At 70.6% G+C, this 18,922-nt stretch carries 16 protein-coding genes and 1 pseudogene; 14 read left to right on the top strand and 3 right to left on the bottom strand.

Annotated elements, in window-relative coordinates; translation table 11 throughout:
• Nucleotides 1-20 precede the first annotated feature (20 nt).
• From ACF09E_RS16840 to ACF09E_RS16830, 3 genes and pseudogenes are all read left to right on the top strand, one after another.
• Entirely contained in the window at nt 21-374 is a 354-nt protein-coding gene (locus ACF09E_RS16840; RefSeq protein ID WP_392205873.1) for a DUF3817 domain-containing protein, read from the top strand.
• Nucleotides 371-667, top strand: coding sequence for an MTH1187 family thiamine-binding protein (locus ACF09E_RS16835; RefSeq protein WP_361853513.1), 297 nt, complete (start codon nt 371-373; stop codon nt 665-667). The genes ACF09E_RS16840 and ACF09E_RS16835 overlap by 4 nt, the downstream gene beginning before the upstream one ends.
• A gap of 23 nt (nt 668-690) precedes the next feature.
• Nucleotides 691-861: pseudogene (locus ACF09E_RS16830) on the top strand (TetR/AcrR family transcriptional regulator); the annotation flags it as partial.
• Between the two features lie 34 nt (nt 862-895).
• Here the strand turns inward: ACF09E_RS16830 and ACF09E_RS16825 are convergent.
• The gene (locus ACF09E_RS16825; RefSeq protein ID WP_392205872.1) at nt 896-1,888 is read right to left on the bottom strand and encodes a DUF5937 family protein; all 993 of its coding nucleotides are present in this window, start codon (nt 1,886-1,888) and stop codon (nt 896-898) included.
• Nucleotides 1,889-1,981: 93 nt separating this feature from the next.
• On the opposite strand from ACF09E_RS16825, the gene ACF09E_RS16820 reads away from it, so the two are divergent.
• From ACF09E_RS16820 to ACF09E_RS16805, 4 genes are all read left to right on the top strand, one after another.
• A complete protein-coding gene (locus tag ACF09E_RS16820; protein WP_392205871.1) occupies nt 1,982-3,511 on the top strand; it encodes an MFS transporter in 1,530 nt (509 codons plus the stop codon).
• Between the two features lie 20 nt (nt 3,512-3,531).
• Nucleotides 3,532-4,041: a MarR family winged helix-turn-helix transcriptional regulator gene (locus ACF09E_RS16815; RefSeq protein ID WP_392205870.1), complete on the top strand. Its 510-nt coding sequence runs from the start codon at nt 3,532-3,534 to the stop codon at nt 4,039-4,041.
• A 112-nt stretch (nt 4,042-4,153) separates the two neighbouring features.
• A complete protein-coding gene (locus ACF09E_RS16810; RefSeq protein ID WP_361863178.1) occupies nt 4,154-4,486 on the top strand; it encodes a DUF3817 domain-containing protein in 333 nt (110 codons plus the stop codon).
• Nucleotides 4,487-4,557: 71 nt separating this feature from the next.
• Nucleotides 4,558-6,258, top strand: a complete 1,701-nt coding sequence (locus tag ACF09E_RS16805; protein WP_392205869.1) for a methylmalonyl-CoA mutase — start codon at nt 4,558-4,560, stop codon at nt 6,256-6,258.
• A gap of 102 nt (nt 6,259-6,360) precedes the next feature.
• On the opposite strand, the gene ACF09E_RS16800 is transcribed toward ACF09E_RS16805, so the two are convergent.
• On the bottom strand, nt 6,361-6,990 hold the full coding sequence (locus ACF09E_RS16800; RefSeq protein WP_392205868.1) for a TetR/AcrR family transcriptional regulator: 630 nt from the start codon (nt 6,988-6,990) through the stop codon (nt 6,361-6,363).
• A gap of 325 nt (nt 6,991-7,315) precedes the next feature.
• Between ACF09E_RS16800 and ACF09E_RS16795 the strand changes: the two genes are divergently transcribed.
• The 7 genes from ACF09E_RS16795 to ACF09E_RS16765 all read left to right on the top strand — a co-directional run bounded on the left by ACF09E_RS16795 (nt 7,316) and on the right by ACF09E_RS16765 (nt 17,330).
• The gene (locus tag ACF09E_RS16795; protein WP_361858002.1) at nt 7,316-8,293 is read left to right on the top strand and encodes a tetratricopeptide repeat protein; all 978 of its coding nucleotides are present in this window, start codon (nt 7,316-7,318) and stop codon (nt 8,291-8,293) included.
• 590 nt (nt 8,294-8,883) lie between these two features.
• Nucleotides 8,884-9,573 (top strand): DUF6230 family protein, encoded by a 690-nt coding sequence (locus ACF09E_RS16790; protein ID WP_392040700.1) that lies wholly within the window; start codon nt 8,884-8,886, stop codon nt 9,571-9,573.
• Nucleotides 9,574-9,684: 111 nt separating this feature from the next.
• Entirely contained in the window at nt 9,685-10,275 is a 591-nt protein-coding gene (locus ACF09E_RS16785) for a DUF6114 domain-containing protein (protein WP_392040697.1), read from the top strand.
• Entirely contained in the window at nt 10,265-11,575 is a 1,311-nt protein-coding gene (locus tag ACF09E_RS16780; RefSeq protein WP_392205866.1) for a hypothetical protein, read from the top strand. The genes ACF09E_RS16785 and ACF09E_RS16780 overlap by 11 nt, the downstream gene beginning before the upstream one ends.
• A 359-nt stretch (nt 11,576-11,934) precedes the next feature.
• Nucleotides 11,935-12,702, top strand: a complete 768-nt coding sequence (locus tag ACF09E_RS16775; RefSeq protein ID WP_392205864.1) for an FG-GAP repeat domain-containing protein — start codon at nt 11,935-11,937, stop codon at nt 12,700-12,702.
• Between the two features lie 34 nt (nt 12,703-12,736).
• Complete coding sequence (locus tag ACF09E_RS16770; RefSeq protein ID WP_392040688.1) at nt 12,737-16,906, top strand: polymorphic toxin type 27 domain-containing protein; 4,170 nt, start codon at nt 12,737-12,739, stop codon at nt 16,904-16,906.
• A 16-nt stretch (nt 16,907-16,922) separates the two neighbouring features.
• Nucleotides 16,923-17,330, top strand: a complete 408-nt coding sequence (locus ACF09E_RS16765; protein WP_392205863.1) for a hypothetical protein — start codon at nt 16,923-16,925, stop codon at nt 17,328-17,330.
• A 113-nt stretch (nt 17,331-17,443) separates the two neighbouring features.
• Here ACF09E_RS16765 and pyk read toward each other — a convergent pair whose 3' ends face one another.
• Entirely contained in the window at nt 17,444-18,874 is a 1,431-nt protein-coding gene (gene pyk, locus ACF09E_RS16760) for a pyruvate kinase (RefSeq protein WP_392040682.1), read from the bottom strand.
• Between the last annotated feature and the right edge of the window lie 48 nt (nt 18,875-18,922).

Here is an 18,922-nt window from a genome sequence, read left to right as displayed (position 1 = left end):
GAACGAAGGTGACCCCCTCCGTGGACATCAAGACCGCTTCCTCCCTCCACCGGCTCCGGCTCGTCTCCGCGCCGGAGGCCGTCTCGTTCCTGCTCCTGCTCGTCTGCTCGGTGCTGAAGCGGACGACGGACTTCAACGCGGTGCCGGTCATGGGTGCGATCCACGGCCTGCTGTTCGTCCTCTACGTGCTGTTCTGGCTGGACGCCTGGAACCGCACCAAGTGGAGCTTCGGGACCGCCGCCCTCTACTTCGTCCTCTCCGTGCTGCCGTTCGGCGGCTTCTACGCCGAGCGGAAGCTGAAGCGCGAAGCCCAGGACGCGGTCATCGCCTCCCGTGCCCGCGCCGAGCAGGCCCAGGGCGCGGTGAAGGCGTGATCGTCGCGTTCTCCGTCACCCCGCTGGGCGTGGGGGAGGAGGTCGGCGAGTACGTGGCCGACGCCGTCCGCGTGGTCCGCGAGTCCGGCCTCCCCCACCGCACCGACGCCATGTTCACCTCCGTCGAGGGCGAGACCTGGGACCAGGTCATGGACGTCGTGAAGCGCGCCGTCGCCGCCGTGGAGGCGCGGGCGCCGCGCGTCTCGGTCGTCATGAAGGTCGACATCCGCCCCGGCGTCACGGACGGCCTGACCAGCAAGGTCGCCACGGTGGAGCGCTACCTGGAGGGCTGAGGCCCCCGCTCCCGACCCCCGAGGACCAGGCCCTCGTCCTCCACCGCTTCGGCCCGGTCGACGAGATGCCCGCCGAGGCCTGCCGGTACGGCGCCGAGCAGCGGGTCGCGCGGCACCGCGACCGGCTCGCCGCCGTCGGCGGCCTCACCGGGCTGCTCGCCTTCGGGCGCGAACCGCACGAGGCGGAGCGGGCCGCCGACGCCGGGGCGGGCCGTCGTGACAGGCGGGTCAGTCCGTTCCGGGCTGCGACACCGCGATCCCCAGCGGGGTCCGCTCGTACAGCACCTGGTGGCCGTACCGCCGCGAGGTCAGCAGTCCCGCGTCCCGCAGCACCGCCAGGTGCGCGGAGACGGTGGACGGGGCCCGGCCCAGCAGGTGCGAGAGCGCCGTCGTCCCCATCGGCTCGGCCAGGGCGCACAGGACGTCCGCCCGCACCGGGCCGAGGAGCCGCCCGAGCGCCTCCGGGGTGCGGTCGCCCGCCCCGGACCACAGTCCGCCGATCCCGCGCGCCGGGTAGACCACCGTCGGCTGCCACGGCGGATCGAAGCCGCTCACCACGTCCGGCCAGGTGAACACCGACGGCATCAGGACGAGCCCCTGCCCCTCCAGCGGTCGGGTGTGCTCGCCGCGGTAGGCGACCCGCAGCGTGGCGGCCTGCGCGTCCCACGCGAAGGCCGGGTGCAGCTCGTCCAGGAGCCGTTCGAGCCCGCCCTCGGCCAGCCGCCGCGAGTGGTAGGCCACGTCCGCCTCCAGGAGGGCCCGCAGCCGGGGCCAGTCCGGGGCGATCAGCGCCTCCCACGCCGCCCTGAGCAGCTCGGCGAGCCGCAGCACCGCCCCGGCGGGATCGGCGAGGAGCCGTCGTCCCTCGGGCGTCTCCGCGGCCCCCGGGGTGTCCGCGAGCGCCCGCTCGAAGTCGGTCAGGACCAGCGCCGGATCGGTCTCCCGCACCGCCGCGATCTCGTCCTCGAAGGCGGCGGCCGGTCCCAGCGGCGGCGGGTAGAGGAAGTCCGGACTGTGCCCGTGCAGGGGCATCAGCAGGTGCAGCGGCCCGAGGTCGAGGTCCCGCGCGGCGGACGAGATCCGCCGCATCCAGGGCAGGTGATAGCCCTGCTTGCCGGGCCGGGCCAGGACCCGTACGGCGGAGTGCGTCTCCCAGAGGGGGGAGATCGCGAACCGGATCCGCAGCGGATCGGCCTCGCCGAAGCGCAGGTGGTACGGCACGGGCCCTCCGGGCGGGACGAGCGGACGAGCGGAAGATTCGCCTGGGTCCGAAAGTCTAGGGCGGGCCGCCCCGCCGACGGCACGCTGCCTGCCATGCCCACCCACGACGACCCCGCCACCGCGCCCCCCGGGACCGGACCGCGGCCGACCACACCCGCGCCGGCGCCCGTCCCCGCGCCCGCACCCGCGCCCGTCCCCGCGCCCGCGCCCGCCCCTGCGACGGTCCCCGCGCCCGCGTCCGCGCCCGCGCCCGCGCCCGCGCCCGCGTCCGCGTCCGCGCCCGCGGCCGCCTGCGCGCCGCCGGCCGCGTCCGCGGACCCCGCCGTCGCCCCCGCTCCCGCCGGGCGGCCCGGCTACCGGGCCGTCTTCCGGGTGCGGGAGTTCCGGGTCGTCTTCGTGGCGCACCTGTTCTCACTGCTCGGCGTCGTCGTCAGCGAACTCGCCCTCACCGTCCTCGTCTACGACCTCACCCGCTCCCCGCTCCTCTCCTCCCTCACCTTCGCCCTCGGCTTCCTCCCCTACCTCGTCGGCGGCACCCTGCTCGCCGGGCTCACCGACCGGTTCCCGCCCCGCCGGATCCTGGTGGTCTGCGACCTCTTCTGTGCGGCCTGCGTCGCGCTCATGGTCGTCCCCTCCACCCCCGTCGCCGTCCTGCTCGTGCTGCGCTGCGCCATCGCCGTCGTCTCGCCCGTCTTCAACGGCACCCGGATGGCGACCCTCGCCGACATCCTGGGCGAGGGCGACCTCTTCGTCCTGGGCCGCTCCCTGCTCCGGATCGTCTCCCAGAGCGCCCTGCTGACCGGCTACGCCGTCGGCGGCGTCCTGCTCACCGTCCTCCCGCCGCGCGGCGCGCTCGCCGTCACCGCCACCACCTTCCTCGTCTCCGCGCTGCTCCTCCGGTTCGGCACGGTCCGCCGGCCCGCCCGCGCCCCCGCGTCCGGGACGGGGCGGACGGCCGGGAGCGGGCTCTCCGGCACCTGGGCCGTCCTGCGCGACCGCCGCGTCCGCGCCCTGATGCTGATGTTCTGGGCGCCGCCGCTCTTCGCGGTCGTCCCGGAGGCGCTCGCCGCGCCCTACGCCGACCGGATCGGCGTCTCCACCGCGGCGCTCGGCCTCCTCATGTGCGCGCTGCCCGTCGGCACCATCGCGGGCGAGCTGTTCGCCGGGGCCTTCCTGTCCGCCGCGACCCGCTCCCGGATCGTGCTGCCGCTCGCCGTGGCCGGCGTCCTGCCGTACCTGCTGTACGCCCCCGAGCCCGGCGTGCCCCTCGCGGCCGCCGCCCTCTTCCTGGCGGGCGCCACCGGGGCGTACACCCTCGGCCTCGACGCCTGGTTCGTCGCCGCCGTCCCGGAGGAGCAGCGGGGGAGGGCCATGACCCTGATGACGGCGGGCATGATGACCGTCCAGGGCGTCGGGATGGCGGGAGCCGGCCTCGCCGCCGAGTTCGTCCCGGTGCACGCGGTCGTCGCCGGCACGGGGGTCCTCGGCACCCTCTGCCTGCTCGCCGCCGCCGCCGAGCTGCGGGCTGCCGGGGTGGCGGGCGCGCCGGTGGGGGCACGGCGGAGGCGGACCGGCGGGGGTGGCCGGCGACCGAAAGGCGAGACGGGGCTGACCGGCATGTGACCAGTCGGTAAGGTCGACGCGTGCCGAAGCCGCTCAGTCTCCCCTTCGACCCCATCGCCCGCGCCGACGAACTCTGGCAGAAGCGCTGGGGCCCGGTCCCCTCGATGGCCGCGATCACCTCGATCATGCGCGCCCACCAGATCCTCCTCGCGGAGGTGGACGCCGTCGTCAAGCCGTACGGGCTGACCTTCGCGCGCTACGAGGCACTGGTGCTGCTCACCTTCTCCAAGGCGGGCGAGCTGCCGATGTCCAAGATCGGCGAGCGGCTGATGGTCCACCCGACGTCCGTGACGAACACGGTGGACCGGCTCGTGAAGTCCGGTCTGGTCGACAAGCGCCCCAACCCCAACGACGGCCGCGGAACGCTCGCCTCCATCACGGAGAAGGGCCGTGAGGTGGTCGAGTCCGCCACCCGCGACCTGATGGGGATGGACTTCGGGCTCGGCGCCTACGACGCCGAGGAGTGCGCCGAGATCTTCGCGATGCTGCGCCCGCTGCGGGTCGCGGCGGACGATTTCGACGAGAGCTGACGCGCCCGGCCGCGGGGGCCGGGCGGCCCGGCCGGCCGCGCCCGGCGGCCGGGGCCCGTCGGGACCGGACCCGCGCGAAGATCGCCCGGAACGTGCCGTTACGCTCGACGGCATGAAATCCAGCGTGCTGACCCGTTACCGCGTCATGGCGTACATCACCGCCGTCATGCTGCTCGTGCTGTGCACCTGCATGGTCTTCAAGTACGGGTTCGACATGGGCGAGGACGTGACCTTCGCGGTCTCCCAGGCCCACGGCGTCCTCTACATCATCTACCTCGTCTTCGCCTTCGACCTGGGCTCCAAGGCCCGCTGGCCGTTCGGGAAGCTGCTCTGGGTCCTGGTCTCGGGCACCATCCCCTTCGCCGCGTTCTTCGTCGAGCGCAAGGTCGTCGCCGAGACCCTGCCGCTGATCGACGGCGCCCGGCCGGAGCCGGTCAAGGCCTGACACGGACCCCCGCACTGATGTGCGGGGGTTTCCCATCGACATTTACTAGGACGTCCTAGTAAATTCGAAGCATGGACGCTGACGCCATCGAGGAAGGCCGCCGTCGCTGGCAGGCCCGTTACGACAAGGCCCGCAAGCGGGACGCCGACTTCACCACGCTCTCCGGCGACGCCGTCGAGCCGGTCTACGGGCCCCGGCCCGGCGACACCTACGAGGGATTCGAGCGCATCGGCTGGCCCGGCGAGTACCCCTACACCCGGGGACTCCACGCCACCGGCTACCGCGGCCGGACATGGACCATCCGCCAGTTCGCCGGCTTCGGCAACGCCGAGCAGACCAACGAGCGCTACAAGATGATCCTCGCCGCCGGCGGCGGCGGCCTCTCCGTCGCCTTCGACATGCCCACCCTCATGGGCCGCGACTCCGACGACCCCCGCGCCCTCGGCGAGGTCGGCCACTGCGGTGTCGCCATCGACTCCGCCGCCGACATGGAGGTCCTCTTCAAGGACATCCCGCTCGGCGACGTCACCACCTCGATGACGATCTCCGGCCCCGCCGTGCCCGTCTTCTGCATGTACCTCGTCGCCGCCGAACGCCAGGGCGTCGACCCCGCCGTGCTCAACGGCACCCTCCAGACGGACATCTTCAAGGAGTACATCGCGCAGAAGGAGTGGCTCTTCGAGCCCGAGCCCCACCTGCGCCTCATCGGCGACCTGATGGAGCACTGCGCGCGGGGCATCCCCGCGTACAAGCCGCTCTCCGTCTCCGGCTACCACATCCGCGAGGCCGGGGCGACGGCCGCGCAGGAGCTCGCGTACACCCTCGCCGACGGCTTCGGCTACGTCGAGCTCGGCCTCAGCCGCGGCCTCGACGTGGACGTCTTCGCCCCCGGCCTGTCCTTCTTCTTCGACGCCCACCTCGACTTCTTCGAGGAGATCGCCAAGTTCCGCGCCGCCCGCCGGATCTGGGCGCGCTGGATGAAGGAGGTGTACGGCGCCCGGACCGACAAGGCCCAGTGGCTCCGCTTCCACACCCAGACCGCCGGCGTCTCCCTCACCGCCCAGCAGCCCTACAACAACGTCGTCCGGACCGCCGTGGAGGCCCTCTCCGCCGTCCTCGGCGGCACCAACTCCCTCCACACCAACGCCCTCGACGAGACCCTCGCGCTCCCCAGCGAGCAGGCCGCCGAGATCGCCCTGCGCACCCAGCAGGTCCTCATGGAGGAGACCGGCGTCGCCAACGTCGCCGACCCGCTGGGCGGCTCCTGGTACGTCGAGCAGCTCACCGACCGCATCGAGGCCGACGCCGAGAAGATCTTCGACCAGATCAAGGAGCGCGGCCGCCGGGCCCACCCCGACGGGCAGCACCCCATCGGGCCGATCACCTCCGGCATCCTGCGCGGCATCGAGGACGGCTGGTTCACCGGCGAGATCGCCGAGTCCGCCTTCCAGTACCAGCGGTCCCTGGAGAAGGGCGACAAGCGCGTCGTCGGCGTCAACGTCCACCACGGATCCGTCACCGGCGACCTGGAGATCCTCCGCGTCAGCCACGAGGTCGAGTGGGAGCAGGTCCGGGTCCTCGGCGAGCGCAAGGAGCGCCGCGACGACGCCCGGGTCCGCGCCTCCCTCGACGCGATGCTGGCGGCGGCCCGGGACGGCTCGAACATGATCGCCCCGATGCTGGACGCCGTCCGCGCCGAGGCCACCCTCGGCGAGATCTGCAACGCCCTGCGGGACGAGTGGGGCGTCTACACGGAGCCCCCGGGCTTCTGATCCTCCGCCCGCGACGGCCCCTGCCCGGGCCGTCCGGCTCGCGCCCTCACGCGTCGGGGGCGGTACGGGACATCCCGTACCGCCCCCGACGCGTGGAGCGCCTCAGCCTACGGCGGCCGCCGCCCCCAGGCCGCCCACCAGGAGCGCCGAGAGCCGGGCCACCCACGGTCCGTCGACCGGCTCCGCGCTCACCAGCGCGCGGTGCACGACCGCACCCGCGATCACGTCGAAGATCAGGTCGTCGGTGGCGTCCACCGCCACCGGGTCCCGGTCCGCCGGGAGTTCGCCGCGCCGCTGCGCCCGGATCCGGCCCTCCAGGACGAGCCGCTTCTGCCGGTCGACGATCGAGGCCCTTATCCGCTCGCGCAGCGGTTCGTCACGGGTCGACTCGGCCACCACCGCCATCAGGGCCGTCTTGGTCTCGGGGCGTTCGAGCAGGGCCGCGAACTGCAGGACGACGTTCTCGATGTCGGCCTGGAGGGAACCCAGGTCGGGCAGTTCGAGTTCATCGAAGAGGACGGCGACGGCGTCGACCACGAGCTCGCTCTTGTTGGCCCAGCGCCGGTACAGGGTGGTCTTGGCGACCCCGGCCCGGCCGGCCACGTCCCCCATCGTGAGCTTGGACCAACCCAGCTCCACCAGGGCCGCCCGGGTCGCCTCCAGGATGGCCGCGTCGGCCTCGATGGAGCGGGGACGCCCGGTACGGGTGATGCGGTCGGTGCGGCTACACATGGAGGTCGACCATACCCGCCGGTAGGTACGGCGCCAGAGGGGCGGCGTGTGAGGCAGTTCACCGTACGGATCCGGCCCGCGCCCTCCCCCCGGCTCACCCCGGGGAGTTACGCTACGACCTGTAGCGAAAGGCATTGAGCGGCCCGAGCGACAACCAAGCACCGGGTGGGGACCCGGCGCAAGCAGGCACCGGATGGGGATCCGGTGTGAAGCGAAGACGAAGAACCGTGTCGCCCCACGTCTCGCACACCGGCGGGAGACGTGTGGACGGCACGGTTCAGCCATGGCTTACCGGTTACGCACGCGGAGGGGGGAGGATGTACGTATGCAGCCCCGAAACATGTCCATGAGCGGCGTCGTCGACCTCGCCGCGGTGAAGGCGGCCGGAGAGGCCAAGGCGAAGGCGGAGCAGACGCGCGCCGCCGCCGCCCGGCAGGGCGGCCCCGCCGCCGTGCCCCCGTCCGCCCTGGTGATCGACGTCGACGAGGCGGGCTTCGAGCGCGATGTGCTCCAGCGTTCCGCCGAGGTCCCGGTCGTCCTCGACTTCTGGGCCGAGTGGTGCGAGCCCTGCAAGCAGCTCGGCCCGCTTCTGGAGCGGCTCGCCGTCGAGTACAACGGCCGCTTCCTGCTCGCGAAGATCGACGTCGACGCCAACCAGATGCTGATGCAGCAGTTCGGCATCCAGGGAATTCCGGCCGTTTTCGCGGTGGTCGCCGGTCAGGCGCTGCCGCTCTTCCAGGGCGCCGTGCCCGAGGCCCAGATCCGCGAGACCCTCGACCAGCTGATCCAGATCGGCGAGGAGCGCTTCGGTCTGACCGGCATCGTCGTGGACGCGGACGGCGCGGGCCCCGACGGCGAGGCGGCCGAGGCCGGCCGGCCCGCCGGCCCGTACGACGCGATCCTGGAGGCGGCCATGGCCGCCCTCGACGCGGGCGATCTGGCCGGTGCCGTGCAGGCGTACAAGAACGTGCTCGCCGACGACCCGGCCCACCCGGAGGCCAAGCTCGGCCTCGCCCAGGCCGAACTCCTCGCCCGGGTGCAGGACCTCGACCCGGCCGCGGTCCGCAAGGCCGCCGCCGACGGTCCGGCCGACGTGGCCGCGCAGATCGCCGCCGCCGACCTCGATCTGGTGGGCGGTCACGTGCAGGACGCCTTCGGGCGTCTCGTCGAGACCGTGCGCCGCACGGCCGGAGAGGACCGGAACGCCGCGCGCCTGCGGCTCCTGGAGCTCTTCGAGGTGATCGGCGCCGACGACCCGCGGGTCACGGCGGCCCGGCAGGCCCTGGCGCGGGTGCTCTTCTAGCCCCGTCCCGTGCGCCCGATCGTCCGACGATTTGGCAGCAGAGTGACAAAAGGCGGCCGCGCTTTACCAAAACTTGGTAATCGCGGCCGCTGTTACTTGCAGTAAATCGAACCTGTTGTTCTGTCCGTATTCTTCCGGTCATCTGACGACATTCCCTGTGTCGCGAACGCACCCTCCGTGCCCGTTCGGCCCCACCCCGCCATGGCGTGGTTATCCACCCGTTACTAGCCAGTAACGAACCCCCTTGTGCGGGGGCCCGGAATGGACCACGATCGGCGACGCTCGGTCCGAACCGCACCACCCCGGCAACCACCCGGGACGCGGCGAGGGTCCCCACCGGGCGGACCGGTGTTCCGGCACCGGTCGTGGACAGGGGGGTTCCCGCTCTCACCGAACGGGGCCTGTCCAATCAGGTCGCGCGCCAAGGCGCGGCCCATGGTTGTCGCTCGGGGGTGATCGCCGGTGATTCGGACGCGCAACGCGCCGCCTGATGCCTCGGCGCTCCCCTTCCCGAGGACGTAGCTCTTCTCCCATCCCAGGACGGGCCCCGGGCCCTTCCGGAGATGTACGTCCGAGAAGGAGGAATTCTCATGAAGTCCCAGGTTCGTGGCGGGACCAGATGGAAGCGGTTCGCCGTCGTCATGGTCCCGAGTGTGGCCGCGACGGCCGCGATCGGTGTCGGCCTGGCCCAGGGCGCGCTGGCCGCGTCCTTCAGCATCTCCGGCCAGGAGTTCAAGGTTAAGGCGAACAGCCTCGTCGGTACGGACTTCGTCCAGTACGGCAGCGTCGACGCCGGCAAGGACCTCGAGGGCAAGGACTTCGCCGCCCCGGTGGCGGTGTCCGGCTTCTCCGAGGCCTGGATCACGAACATGTGCCAGTCGGTCGTCACGCCGAAGGTGCCGTTCATCGGTGACGTCACCCTCCGCCTGGAGGCCGGCACCGAGGCCGCCAAGACCGGCAAGCCCCAGGACAAGGTCTACGCGAAGGACATCTACCTCGATGTCTCCGAGCTCAAGGCCGACGCCGAGTTCAGCAACATCGACATCGGCGTCGCGGCCGGCCAGCTCAACGCGGGCCCCGACGGCAAGCCGGTTCCGGGCAAGCCGGGCATCCAGCCCAACACCAAGGCCAACCCGTACGGCTTCGGCCAGCGCGCCCAGCAGGCCACGCTGAACAACGTGGAGCAGAAGGCGTGGGCCACCACGGCCGGCACCTTCAAGCTCCCCGACCTTCACCTGTCCCTGCACCGGGGCACGTCGAAGGAGTGCTACCAGGACTGACCGGTCCATGAGGACCGGATCGCCCTGAGGGTGGGGCCGCCCCGTGCGGTCCCACCCGCCAGGCACCCTCTCTTCAACTTCTCAGCAACACCGCTTCCAGGGAGCTGTTCCATGAGCGCCGAGATCCCCGCCTCCCGCGAAGTCCCCACGAAGGAGAACCGGTTCAAGGTCTGGCGGCAGACCCGGCCCTTCTGGGCGGGACTGTTCACCATGATCGGCGGCGTGCCGATCGCCTACCTTCCGTACGGGGACATGCGGCTCGGCAATGTCACCCTCGCCATGCAGACGACCGCCGGAGCCGGCGCGCTGATCATCGGCGTCCTGCTCATCACGCTCGGTCTGACGATGTGGTTCCAGCCCATCGTCCGGGTGTTCGCGGGTGTCGCGACGATCGTCCTGGCGCTCGTCTCCATTCCGGTCTCGAACTTCGGCGGCCTGGTCATCGGCTACCTGTTCGCGGTCATCGGCGGCGGCATGTCCGCCGCGTGGGCCCCCGCCCCGCCGGCCGAGGAGACCGACGAGGAGGAGACGCCCGACGCAGAGCACGACAGCAGGCCGGAGGCCGCCGGTGAGGCCGCCCCCGCCCTCGACCCCGAGACCGAGGCCATGGTCGCCGCCGTGTTCCCGGAGCAGCGCGAGGGCCAGAAGCCGCTGACCGACACCACGATCGACGCCAAGGGCGGGAGGAACAGTGCGGGGTGACCAGACCCAGTCTGCGCTCGCGAAGGAGGGCCCGCGGCACGCGGCCCCCCGCAGGTCGCTGCTGAACAGGATCCAGGGACCCGCGGGCAAGGCGATGGCGCTCGCCGCCATGCCGACCGCGGTGTTCGTGGGCATGGGCCTCACGCCCAAGCTCGCCCTCGCCGACGAGAAGGACATCCCCTTCGCCCCCGGCCCCTGCGTGACGCGCTCGGACGAGCCCGTGCAGGAGGAGACGACCAAGCCGGCGGAGACGGCCAAGCCGAAGCCGTCCGACACCCCCACCGCGACCCCCTCGGCGACCGCGCCCACCGCCACCGCGGCCCCCACCGCCACCGGAAGCCCGACGCCGACCGCGACGGAGACCGGGCAGGCGACCACCGAGCAGACGGGCGACCGGGCGAAGGCCACCGCCGCACCGACCGCGACGCCGACGGCCACGCCCACGCCGACCACGTCCAAGAACCCGCTCGACCCGCTGGGCCTCGGCGACGCCCTCAAGGACCTGTTCGACGGCCCGGACCCCAAGCCGTCCGAGACGCCCACCACGGCGGCCCCGACGACCCAGGCGCCCACCCCGAGCGCCTCCACGACGCCTCCCGCGGACAAGCCGGACACCGCCGACGAGCCCGCCGCGACCACCGCGCCGAAGCCGGCCGACTCCCCGAAGCCGGCCGACGACCCGGCGGAGAAGACCAAGCGGGAGATCGAGCAGGCCGCGGAGAAGGCCGGCGCCGAGGTCGAGGAACTGCCGGAGGGCGCCAAGGGCCTCGACGCCAAGAAGGACGAGGACATACCCGACGGGGCCAAGCCCCACATCCCGTGCGCCGTCCCGGACCCCGAGGCGCTGGCGGCGGCCGAACTGGAGCCCGGCATCCCGCTGCTCCCGGACGAGCCGTGGCGGCTGGACAGCACGAAGCTCACGCTAGAAGGCCTCCACTACCACGGCATCGTCGAGGTCAGGACCGGCAGCGGCAAGATCAAGAAGGCGCTGAAGTTCACCGCGTCCAAGGTCAAGATCAAGGACCTGCACCAGACGACGGTCCACTCCGACGGCCGGTCGGCCCACGTCCGGTCCACCCCGGGCAAGGAGTCGACCATCACCGAGGGCACGGTGACCATGTACACGGAGTCCCTGAAGGGTAACCTCTTCGGGCTCTTCCCGGTCACCTTCAGCCCGGCGACCCCGCCCCCGCTGGACGTCCCCCTCGCCATCTTCACCGACGTGACGGTCATGCAGGCCGGCCAGTTCGGCGGCACCCTGCGGGTCCCGGGCCTCCGCAACACGATCGAGCCCAGCTGATCCCGGACTGCTGCGAACGCCGCACAGCCGCCCGTGGCCCGCGCTTATCTTGCGTGCGGGCCACTGCGGCGTTCACAAAGACTTGAAAGAATCTTCACAGGGTCAAACTGATGTTCTATTTTGATCATGGCTGAAGCGGATCCGCTTCAGCGCGCGGGCGTCGGGGGGCGGCCGTCGTGCAGCGTTCCTCCTTGCGTCCACGCAGGCAATCCCTGTGAGGACCCACCAGATCCATGCTTCGTCCACTCGACCGCCCGCTCCGCCGGGCGGCGATCTGCGTAGCTGTACTGAGCGCCCTGCTGGCCGCGCTTCTCACGGCCATGAGCCCATCCTCTCCATGGAATGACCGCACCGGGAGCGTGGCCGCACAGGCTCAAGCCGCGCCGGGCCCCGTCATGTTCCCGCTGTTCGCCCGAAAGTCCGGCCGACTCTACGACTACGAGCCCAAGGGGACCGGAGGCGTGGCGCCGATGGTCGACATGGGCGGTGGATGGGGGGAGGCGGACGCCCTCGTCCAGGCCAACATCTCAGAGGGCGGCAGAGGCAACGACGTCTACCACCGTCTGGGTACCACGCTCTTCTACACGGCTGAGCACGGCAACGACACGAAGGTCGTAGGCGGCGGCTGGCAGATCTACAACATGATCGTCTCCGTCGGCAACATGGGTGGGTCGCCGGAACCCGATCTCGTCGCCCGTCATACGGACGGAACCCTCTGGCTCTACCAGGGCAAGGGCGATGGCACCCTCCAGGCGCGCATGCGTATCGGCAGCGGCGGATGGAGCGGGATGACCGCACTCGCAGGGCGCGGCGACTACACGGGGGACGGCAAGACCGACCTGGTGGCGCGCTCCGCGGACGGCACGCTCTACATCTACCCCGGCACCGGGAACCTCGTGGCGGACGGAGTGCTCGGCTCGCGCATCACCGTGGGCGGCGGATGGAACATCCACAAGCTGATCGTCTCCACGGGCGACAACGACGGGGACGGGAAGACTGACCTGATTGCCGCGGACACTGCCGGACCGCTGTGGCTCTTCAAGGGCACGGGGAATTCCAGTGCACCCTTCGCGCCACGGGTTCAGATCGGCACCGGCGGCTGGGCCGCCTTCGACCACCTCTTCTGATCGGAACGGCAGTTCACCCATGCGTAAAAGAACCATGGCGCTCTTGCGCCGAAGAGGTGCGGGAAGAGCGCTCGTCGCCGCGACCGCTCTGCCGACGGCACTGATGGTCGCGATCGCGGGGAGCGATCTCCAGCAACCGCTCCCGCTCAGGCTGAGCAGCATCGCGTCGACCCAGGAGGATCCGGCAGGTTTCGACCCCCAGCAAGCCGCTGCGGTCCGCACCGACCAGTGCAGACTGAACTACGTCCTGCGTAAGGGCGGCGCGGCGATGAAGGCAGTCGCGCGAGGCGGCCTCGCCGGGACGGACGAGGAACTCCACACGGCGGCCAACGAGAGATTCTGGGAGGACACCACCCCGCTTCACACCGCGTACCAGAAGGACTGGAGGTACGCGCTCGCGAAGGGCGAGGAGCTGTCCACGGATCGTCAGAAAGCTTGGCAGAGCCAGATCGATCTCGCCGGCTTTCCCCTCGTTCCCGGATACCAGAACTGGCCGCCCGGGCATCCGGGAGATGACGAAGGCGACATCTTCAGCCAGACGGGCTTCTCCGGTTGGATCGCCGACCAGTTCTGGACCTCGGAGAGCAGCTTCTACGAGAACGTGACACCGCGCGCTGGTCTGGAGGCGGCAGACGCGGCGACCAAGGTCATCACGTCTCGGTACTCACCGAACGGGTACGAGGACGCGAAGGACTGGGACGCGTGGACGAGGATGAACTTCCCGTCGCGTGAATGGCTTTACGCCGACGACATTCGCCTGGTCCTCCAGTACGGCGGATTCCCGACCAGCGCACCGGATCCGGATTCCACCGAGTTCCGGATCGACGTGGAGAACCTGAAGGCGCGTTTCGCCTCGTGCACCAGCCACAATCCGCCGGACCCACACGGTGTCCTCGGTGCGGAGGTGGCGGTCGCGTCCGTCGAGTGGCAGGACGAACTTCGGGGGCAGCGTCTCCAGAGGGACACGATCCTCGCCGCCGAAGCGCAGGCGAACAAGGCGCTCCAGACGGCCACCCAGGCGATGGGTGAGGCCCTTGGTCAGTCCATGATCGCCAGTCGGCTCTCCGCGTGGCGGGCTTACTGGACGACGCAGAACCAGCAGTCGGACAACTACCCGACCGCCGCGCAGTTCGCCGAGGTCGACAGGAACATCCAGCACGCGCAGGGCCGTGCCGGCGGACGTCTCTACGTCGCCGGCCGTGCCATGACCGATGCCAACGCGCAGGTCGCCAAGGTGGACAAGGCGCAGGCCGAGGCGTACGCCATAGCCGACGCGGCCGGCCTGCCGCGCGGTCGTGGCCTCATGTACGGACAGCAGGCGGCACAGATCACCAAGGCATCCGCCGCGGCGGTCGCGGCCGCGACGAAGTCCACGGAAACGGCGCTCCACGCCACCCGGGCGTCGGCAGCGGATGCCAAGACTCTCTCCGCCCTGGCGATGACACAGGCGCACGCGGCGAAGGCCGACTTCCGTCGCGAAGCCGCGGAGGAAGCGGCCCGGCAGGCCAAGGCCGCGGCTGAGGGGGCTGCCGCCCAGGCTGCGAAGGCATCTGAGAATGCGGCCAAGGCAAAGGCTGCCGCCACCAAGGCGAAGGAGGCCGAGGCCAAGGCGAAGACCGCAGCCGAGGCTGCCGACGCCAAGCGGGTCAAGGCTCAGGCGGAGGCCGCGTACGCGAAGTCCCAGAAGGAGTTGGCGGACGCGGAGAGAGGCAAGGCCTCTGCCGCGGAGACGAAGGCGAGGAACGAGAGGCAGATAGCGGCGGATCAGCTGGCCGCCGCGCAGACCGCAGGAGAGACAGCGGCATCCAAGAAGGACGCGGCTTTGGCCGCTGAAAGCCGGGCGAGCAAAGCCCGCGACGGCGCACGCGAGGCCCAGCTCCGCCGTGACAGCCTCGTGGCCAAGGCGGAGGCTGCAGAGGCCTTGCTGGCCGCAGTTGACGGTACGGAGGCAGCGACTGAGGCCCGCGATGCTGCGTCCAGAGCCCGGACAGCCGCCGACAACGCAACTGCCGCCGCTGTTTCTGCCAGGTCGGCCGCCGGTGACGCCACCGAAGCAGCGACCAAGGCACGTGAGGCCGCGACGCGGGCAGAGGGCGCGGCGAAGAGGGCTCAGGCCCTCGCTGATGGTGCAAAGCGGGATGTGGCCACCACCGAGTCCGCGATGCGGACCGCACATGCCGCCGCAGCCGAGGCCATCGACGCCGCTGGAGCGGCCAAGGGGAACGCTGCGGTTGCCAAGGCGGAAGCCGAGACGGCACAGCTCAATGCGCGTAAGGCAAAGACTGATGCGGCTGTAGCCCGTTCGGAAGCGATTCTGGCAGGCAGAGAGGCTGTCCGAGCAGCTGGCTTCGCCCACGCCACGGCTCAGGCGGCGAAGGCTGCAGGCGAGTCCGCTCTCACGGTGATCAAGCCGGCCAATGACGCCATTGAACTGGGAGCTCCCTACCAGGACACAGACACGTCGGCCGGTCTGGCCGTACTGACAGGGCAGGCGGCGAAGACGGCTGCCGCCCAGCAGGCGGCTTTGGCCAAGGCCAAAGCCGACCAGGCCTCTGCGGCCGCCAAATTGGCCCAGAAGGTTGCCGCGGAGGCGGGCGCCGACGCCAAGGCAGCGGCAGCGGCGGCTGCGGAAGCGGCGGTTTCCAGCGCCCAGGCGCTTGCTTCCGCTGAGGCGGCCCAGAAGTCGTCGAGTGCGGCCGATGCATCGGCCAAGGCCGCGCAGCAGTCCGAAGCGAACACAGTGAAGTACCACCAGGATGCGGTGGAGGACGCCGCCGCCGCCCAGGCGTCTGCCGATACGGCTTCGGCCTACGCCGCTGAGGCCGATGCGGCAGCCACCGAAGCGGAGAAGGACGCCGCTTCGGCCCGGTTGGCCGCCTCTGAGGCAGAGGAAGACGCGGCCAGCGCCCGGCATACGGCTGCCCGAGCGGAATCTGACGCCACAGCGGCTGAGGAAGCCGCGGCCCGGGCCAGGGAGTCGGCGGAGGAGGCACAGGCTTCCGCGGACCGCACCGAGACGAACGGCAGCAACGAGCAGATTTCGCAGGGCGTCACCACCGGGATCGGTGGGGTGTGGGCCGTTCTGGATCACATCGAGTACATCGGCGAGCCGCAGAACGTCGTCAAGGACAACTGCAACCCGATCGTCCACGTCGGGGACTGCAGGATCACGGCGACCGTCACCTACAAGTCGCACGTCGACCTGTTCATGTGCCTGGCGGCGCCGGAGACGTACGCCGGTAGTTGCCCGCGCGCGGACACGTTCTACCTCGGTCCTGAGGTCACGGACGCGAAGTCCCAGCGCATGTCCATCACGCTGACGATGGCCCAGTTCAACTCAGGCATCGACCCGGTTGACGTCCTTCTCGGCGACTTCATCGGCTGCGCCAAGCTGATCACCCCGGGCGGCAGCGGGGGCAGTTGGGGGGACTGTGCCTGGGCGGCCAGCTGGTTCGTCGCGGGTCCGCTTTTCCGGGCGGGCAAGGCCGCGGTGACGGCGCTGGACGCAGCCCTCAAGACGGGCGTCGGGTTCATGGACGCCTATCGGGCGCTCCGCACCGTGGGCCTGACCGAAGCAGCTATTCAAGGGATCCTCAGCCGGATCTTTCAGAAGGCTGGGGCAGCGTGCACGGTTGCAAACCCTGCGAGTTTCAAGGTCGTGGGTGCCGAGGCCGGATTGCTCTCGGTCGCTTCGGCCGACGACGACCTGATCAAGAAATGCCAGGCGATCCTCGACGACATCGTCAAGGACGGCGAGCGCATCGTCCTCGGAATCAACCCCTACTCGGACGATCTGGCCAAGATCACCGGCGGCCGCACCTTCAACAACCAGGACTTCGGCATTCAGCTGCCGAAGGACATGGGGATGGGAGTGCGCCCGATCTGGACGGTGGGAGTGGAGCGGGCGGTGTCGAACGGCACTGTGAAGATCTCGGTGTCCCTGGACGGCGTCCCGGGCGCTAAGACCGCGGACGAGGCGCTGAACGGGCATCTGAAGCGTGGGGAGACGATCGCGCCCACCGACTGGGAGACCATCAGGAGGAACGGAACCGCCTGGGAGATGACCAAGCTCCGCTCGTCCGTCCGAATGCAGGACCGTGGATGGAAGTCCATCGACTGGTGGATGACCAACTCGGAGGGCAAGGTCGTCCGGGTCTATCCGGAGAGGTGGAAGTATGCCAACGGGACCCCGGTCGCCGACTGATGAGGAGATGATGGGCGTGACGGATTTCGTCCGGAAGGGACGGCTCTTCAGAGTCAGCGGGTTCCATGCCTCACACCGCGAGCTCTTGCTGATCAGTGAGGCCGTGCTCGTGGACCGGACCACTACGAGGGTTGAAGTCGCCTTCGGACATGTGGAGCTGATGTTCCTCAAGCCCCTGTACCGGAACGGGCTCCACATCCGGCGGGCGACCGACGCCGAGTTCAGTGTGCTCAGCGAACGGCACGGCATTCCGGCGGCGAACGCCGAGTACACCTGGATGCTGGATCCGGACGGCGAGAGCTTCGTCGTCAGTGCCAATCCGAGCTGGCGGGAGGCGGAGTACGCTCTGATGGGCGGGCGGGAAGTGCTGTTCGAATCGCCCTGGCCACCGGAATTCCCGGCGGAATCGGGGAGCGTCAGCTGACCATTTGAGGCAAGGAGAGAGCCGTCCCCGGTGCGCAGACACAGGGGACGGCGGTGGGTCGCACCCCCGGAAGGGTGCGACCCACCGCCCTACAGAGGCTCTCGTGAGGAGCGTCAGGCCTGCTGGGCTCCGCCCAGGTGGTGGACGCGGACCATGTTCGTGGTGCCGGGGACGCCGGGGGGCGAGCCGGCGGTGATGACCATGGTGTCGCCCGCGCCGTAGCGCTGGAGCTTCAGGAGCTCGGCGTCGACCAGGTCGACCATCGCGTCCGTGTTGTCCACGTGTGGGACGACGAAGGACTCGACGCCCCAGCTCAGGGTGAGCTGGTTGCGGGTGTTCTCGTCCGTCGTGAAGGCGAGGATCGGCTGCTGCACGCGGTAGCGCGAGAGGCGGCGGGCCGTGTCGCCGGACTGGGTGAAGGCGACGAGCGCCTTGCCGCCCAGGAAGTCGGCGATCTCGCAGGCCGCACGGGCGACGGAACCGCCCTGGGTGCGCGGCTTCTTGCCCGGGACCAGGGGCTGGAGGCCCTTGGAGAGCAGCTCCTCCTCGGCCGCCGCGACGATCTTCGACATCGTCTTGACGGTCTCGATCGGGTACGCGCCGACCGAGGACTCGGCCGACAGCATGACCGCGTCGGCGCCGTCCAGGATCGCGTTGGCGACGTCGCTCGCCTCGGCGCGGGTCGGCCGCGAGTTGGTGATCATCGACTCCATCATCTGGGTCGCGACGATGACCGGCTTGGCGTTGCGGCGGCACATCTCCACGAGGCGCTTCTGCACCATCGGGACCTTCTCGAGCGGGTACTCGACGGCGAGGTCGCCGCGGGCCACCATGACCGCGTCGAAGGCCGCGACGACGGCCTCCATGTTCTCGACGGCCTGCGGCTTCTCCACCTTGGCGATGACGGGGACCCGGCGGCCCTCCTCGTCCATCACCTTGTGGACGTCCTTGACGTCGTCGGCGTCGCGGACGAAGGAGAGGGCGACCATGTCGCAGCCCATGCGGAGCGCGAAGCGGAGGTCGTCGACGTCCTTCTCCGACAGGGCGGGGACGTTCACGGCCGCGCCGGGCAGGTTGATGCCCTTGTGGTCGGAGATGACGCCGCCCTCGACGACGATCGTCTTGACCCGGGGACCGTCGACCTCGACGACCCGCAGCTCGACGTTGCCGTCGTTGATCAGGACCTGGTCGCCCTTGGAGACGTCTCCGGGCAGGCCCTTGTAGGTGGTGCCGCAGATGGACTTGTCACCGGGGACGTCGTCGGTGGTGATGGTGAACTCGTCACCGCGCACCAGCTCGACGGGGCCCTCGGCGAAGGTCTCCAGCCGGATCTTGGGGCCCTGGAGGTCGGCGAGCACACCGACGGCGCGACCGGTGTCCGCGGCGACCTGCCGGACGCGGTCGTACCGCTCCTGGTGCTCGGCCTGGGAACCGTGGCTGAAGTTGAATCGGGCCACGTTCATGCCGGCCTCGATGAGAGCCTTCAGCTGCTCATACGAGTCGACGGCGGGGCCCAGCGTGCAGACGATTTTGGAACGGCGCATGAGGCGGATCCTATCCGTTTGTTTCACTGCGGAATATTCCGGCTGGCG

Origin of the sequence: Streptomyces sp. NPDC014891 (genome assembly GCF_043081085.1) — a bacterium.
Lineage (GTDB): Bacteria > Actinomycetota > Actinomycetes > Streptomycetales > Streptomycetaceae > Streptomyces.
The sequence above is the reverse complement of the archived record's forward strand: the minus strand, read 5'-3'. Positions and strand labels throughout refer to the sequence as shown.

Coding starts and splice junctions, on each gene's coding strand:
- ACF09E_RS16820 (WP_392205871.1), top strand. CDS start 1,982: ATGCCCACCCACGACGACCCCGCCACCGCGCCCCCCGGGACCGGACCG.
- ACF09E_RS16810 (WP_361863178.1), top strand. CDS start 4,154: ATGAAATCCAGCGTGCTGACCCGTTACCGCGTCATGGCGTACATCACC.
- ACF09E_RS16805 (WP_392205869.1), top strand. CDS start 4,558: ATGGACGCTGACGCCATCGAGGAAGGCCGCCGTCGCTGGCAGGCCCGT.
- ACF09E_RS16800 (WP_392205868.1), bottom strand. CDS start 6,990: ATGTGTAGCCGCACCGACCGCATCACCCGTACCGGGCGTCCCCGCTCC.
- ACF09E_RS16795 (WP_361858002.1), top strand. CDS start 7,316: ATGCAGCCCCGAAACATGTCCATGAGCGGCGTCGTCGACCTCGCCGCG.
- ACF09E_RS16790 (WP_392040700.1), top strand. CDS start 8,884: ATGAAGTCCCAGGTTCGTGGCGGGACCAGATGGAAGCGGTTCGCCGTC.
- ACF09E_RS16785 (WP_392040697.1), top strand. CDS start 9,685: ATGAGCGCCGAGATCCCCGCCTCCCGCGAAGTCCCCACGAAGGAGAAC.
- ACF09E_RS16770 (WP_392040688.1), top strand. CDS start 12,737: ATGGCGCTCTTGCGCCGAAGAGGTGCGGGAAGAGCGCTCGTCGCCGCG.
- pyk (WP_392040682.1), bottom strand. CDS start 18,874: ATGCGCCGTTCCAAAATCGTCTGCACGCTGGGCCCCGCCGTCGACTCG.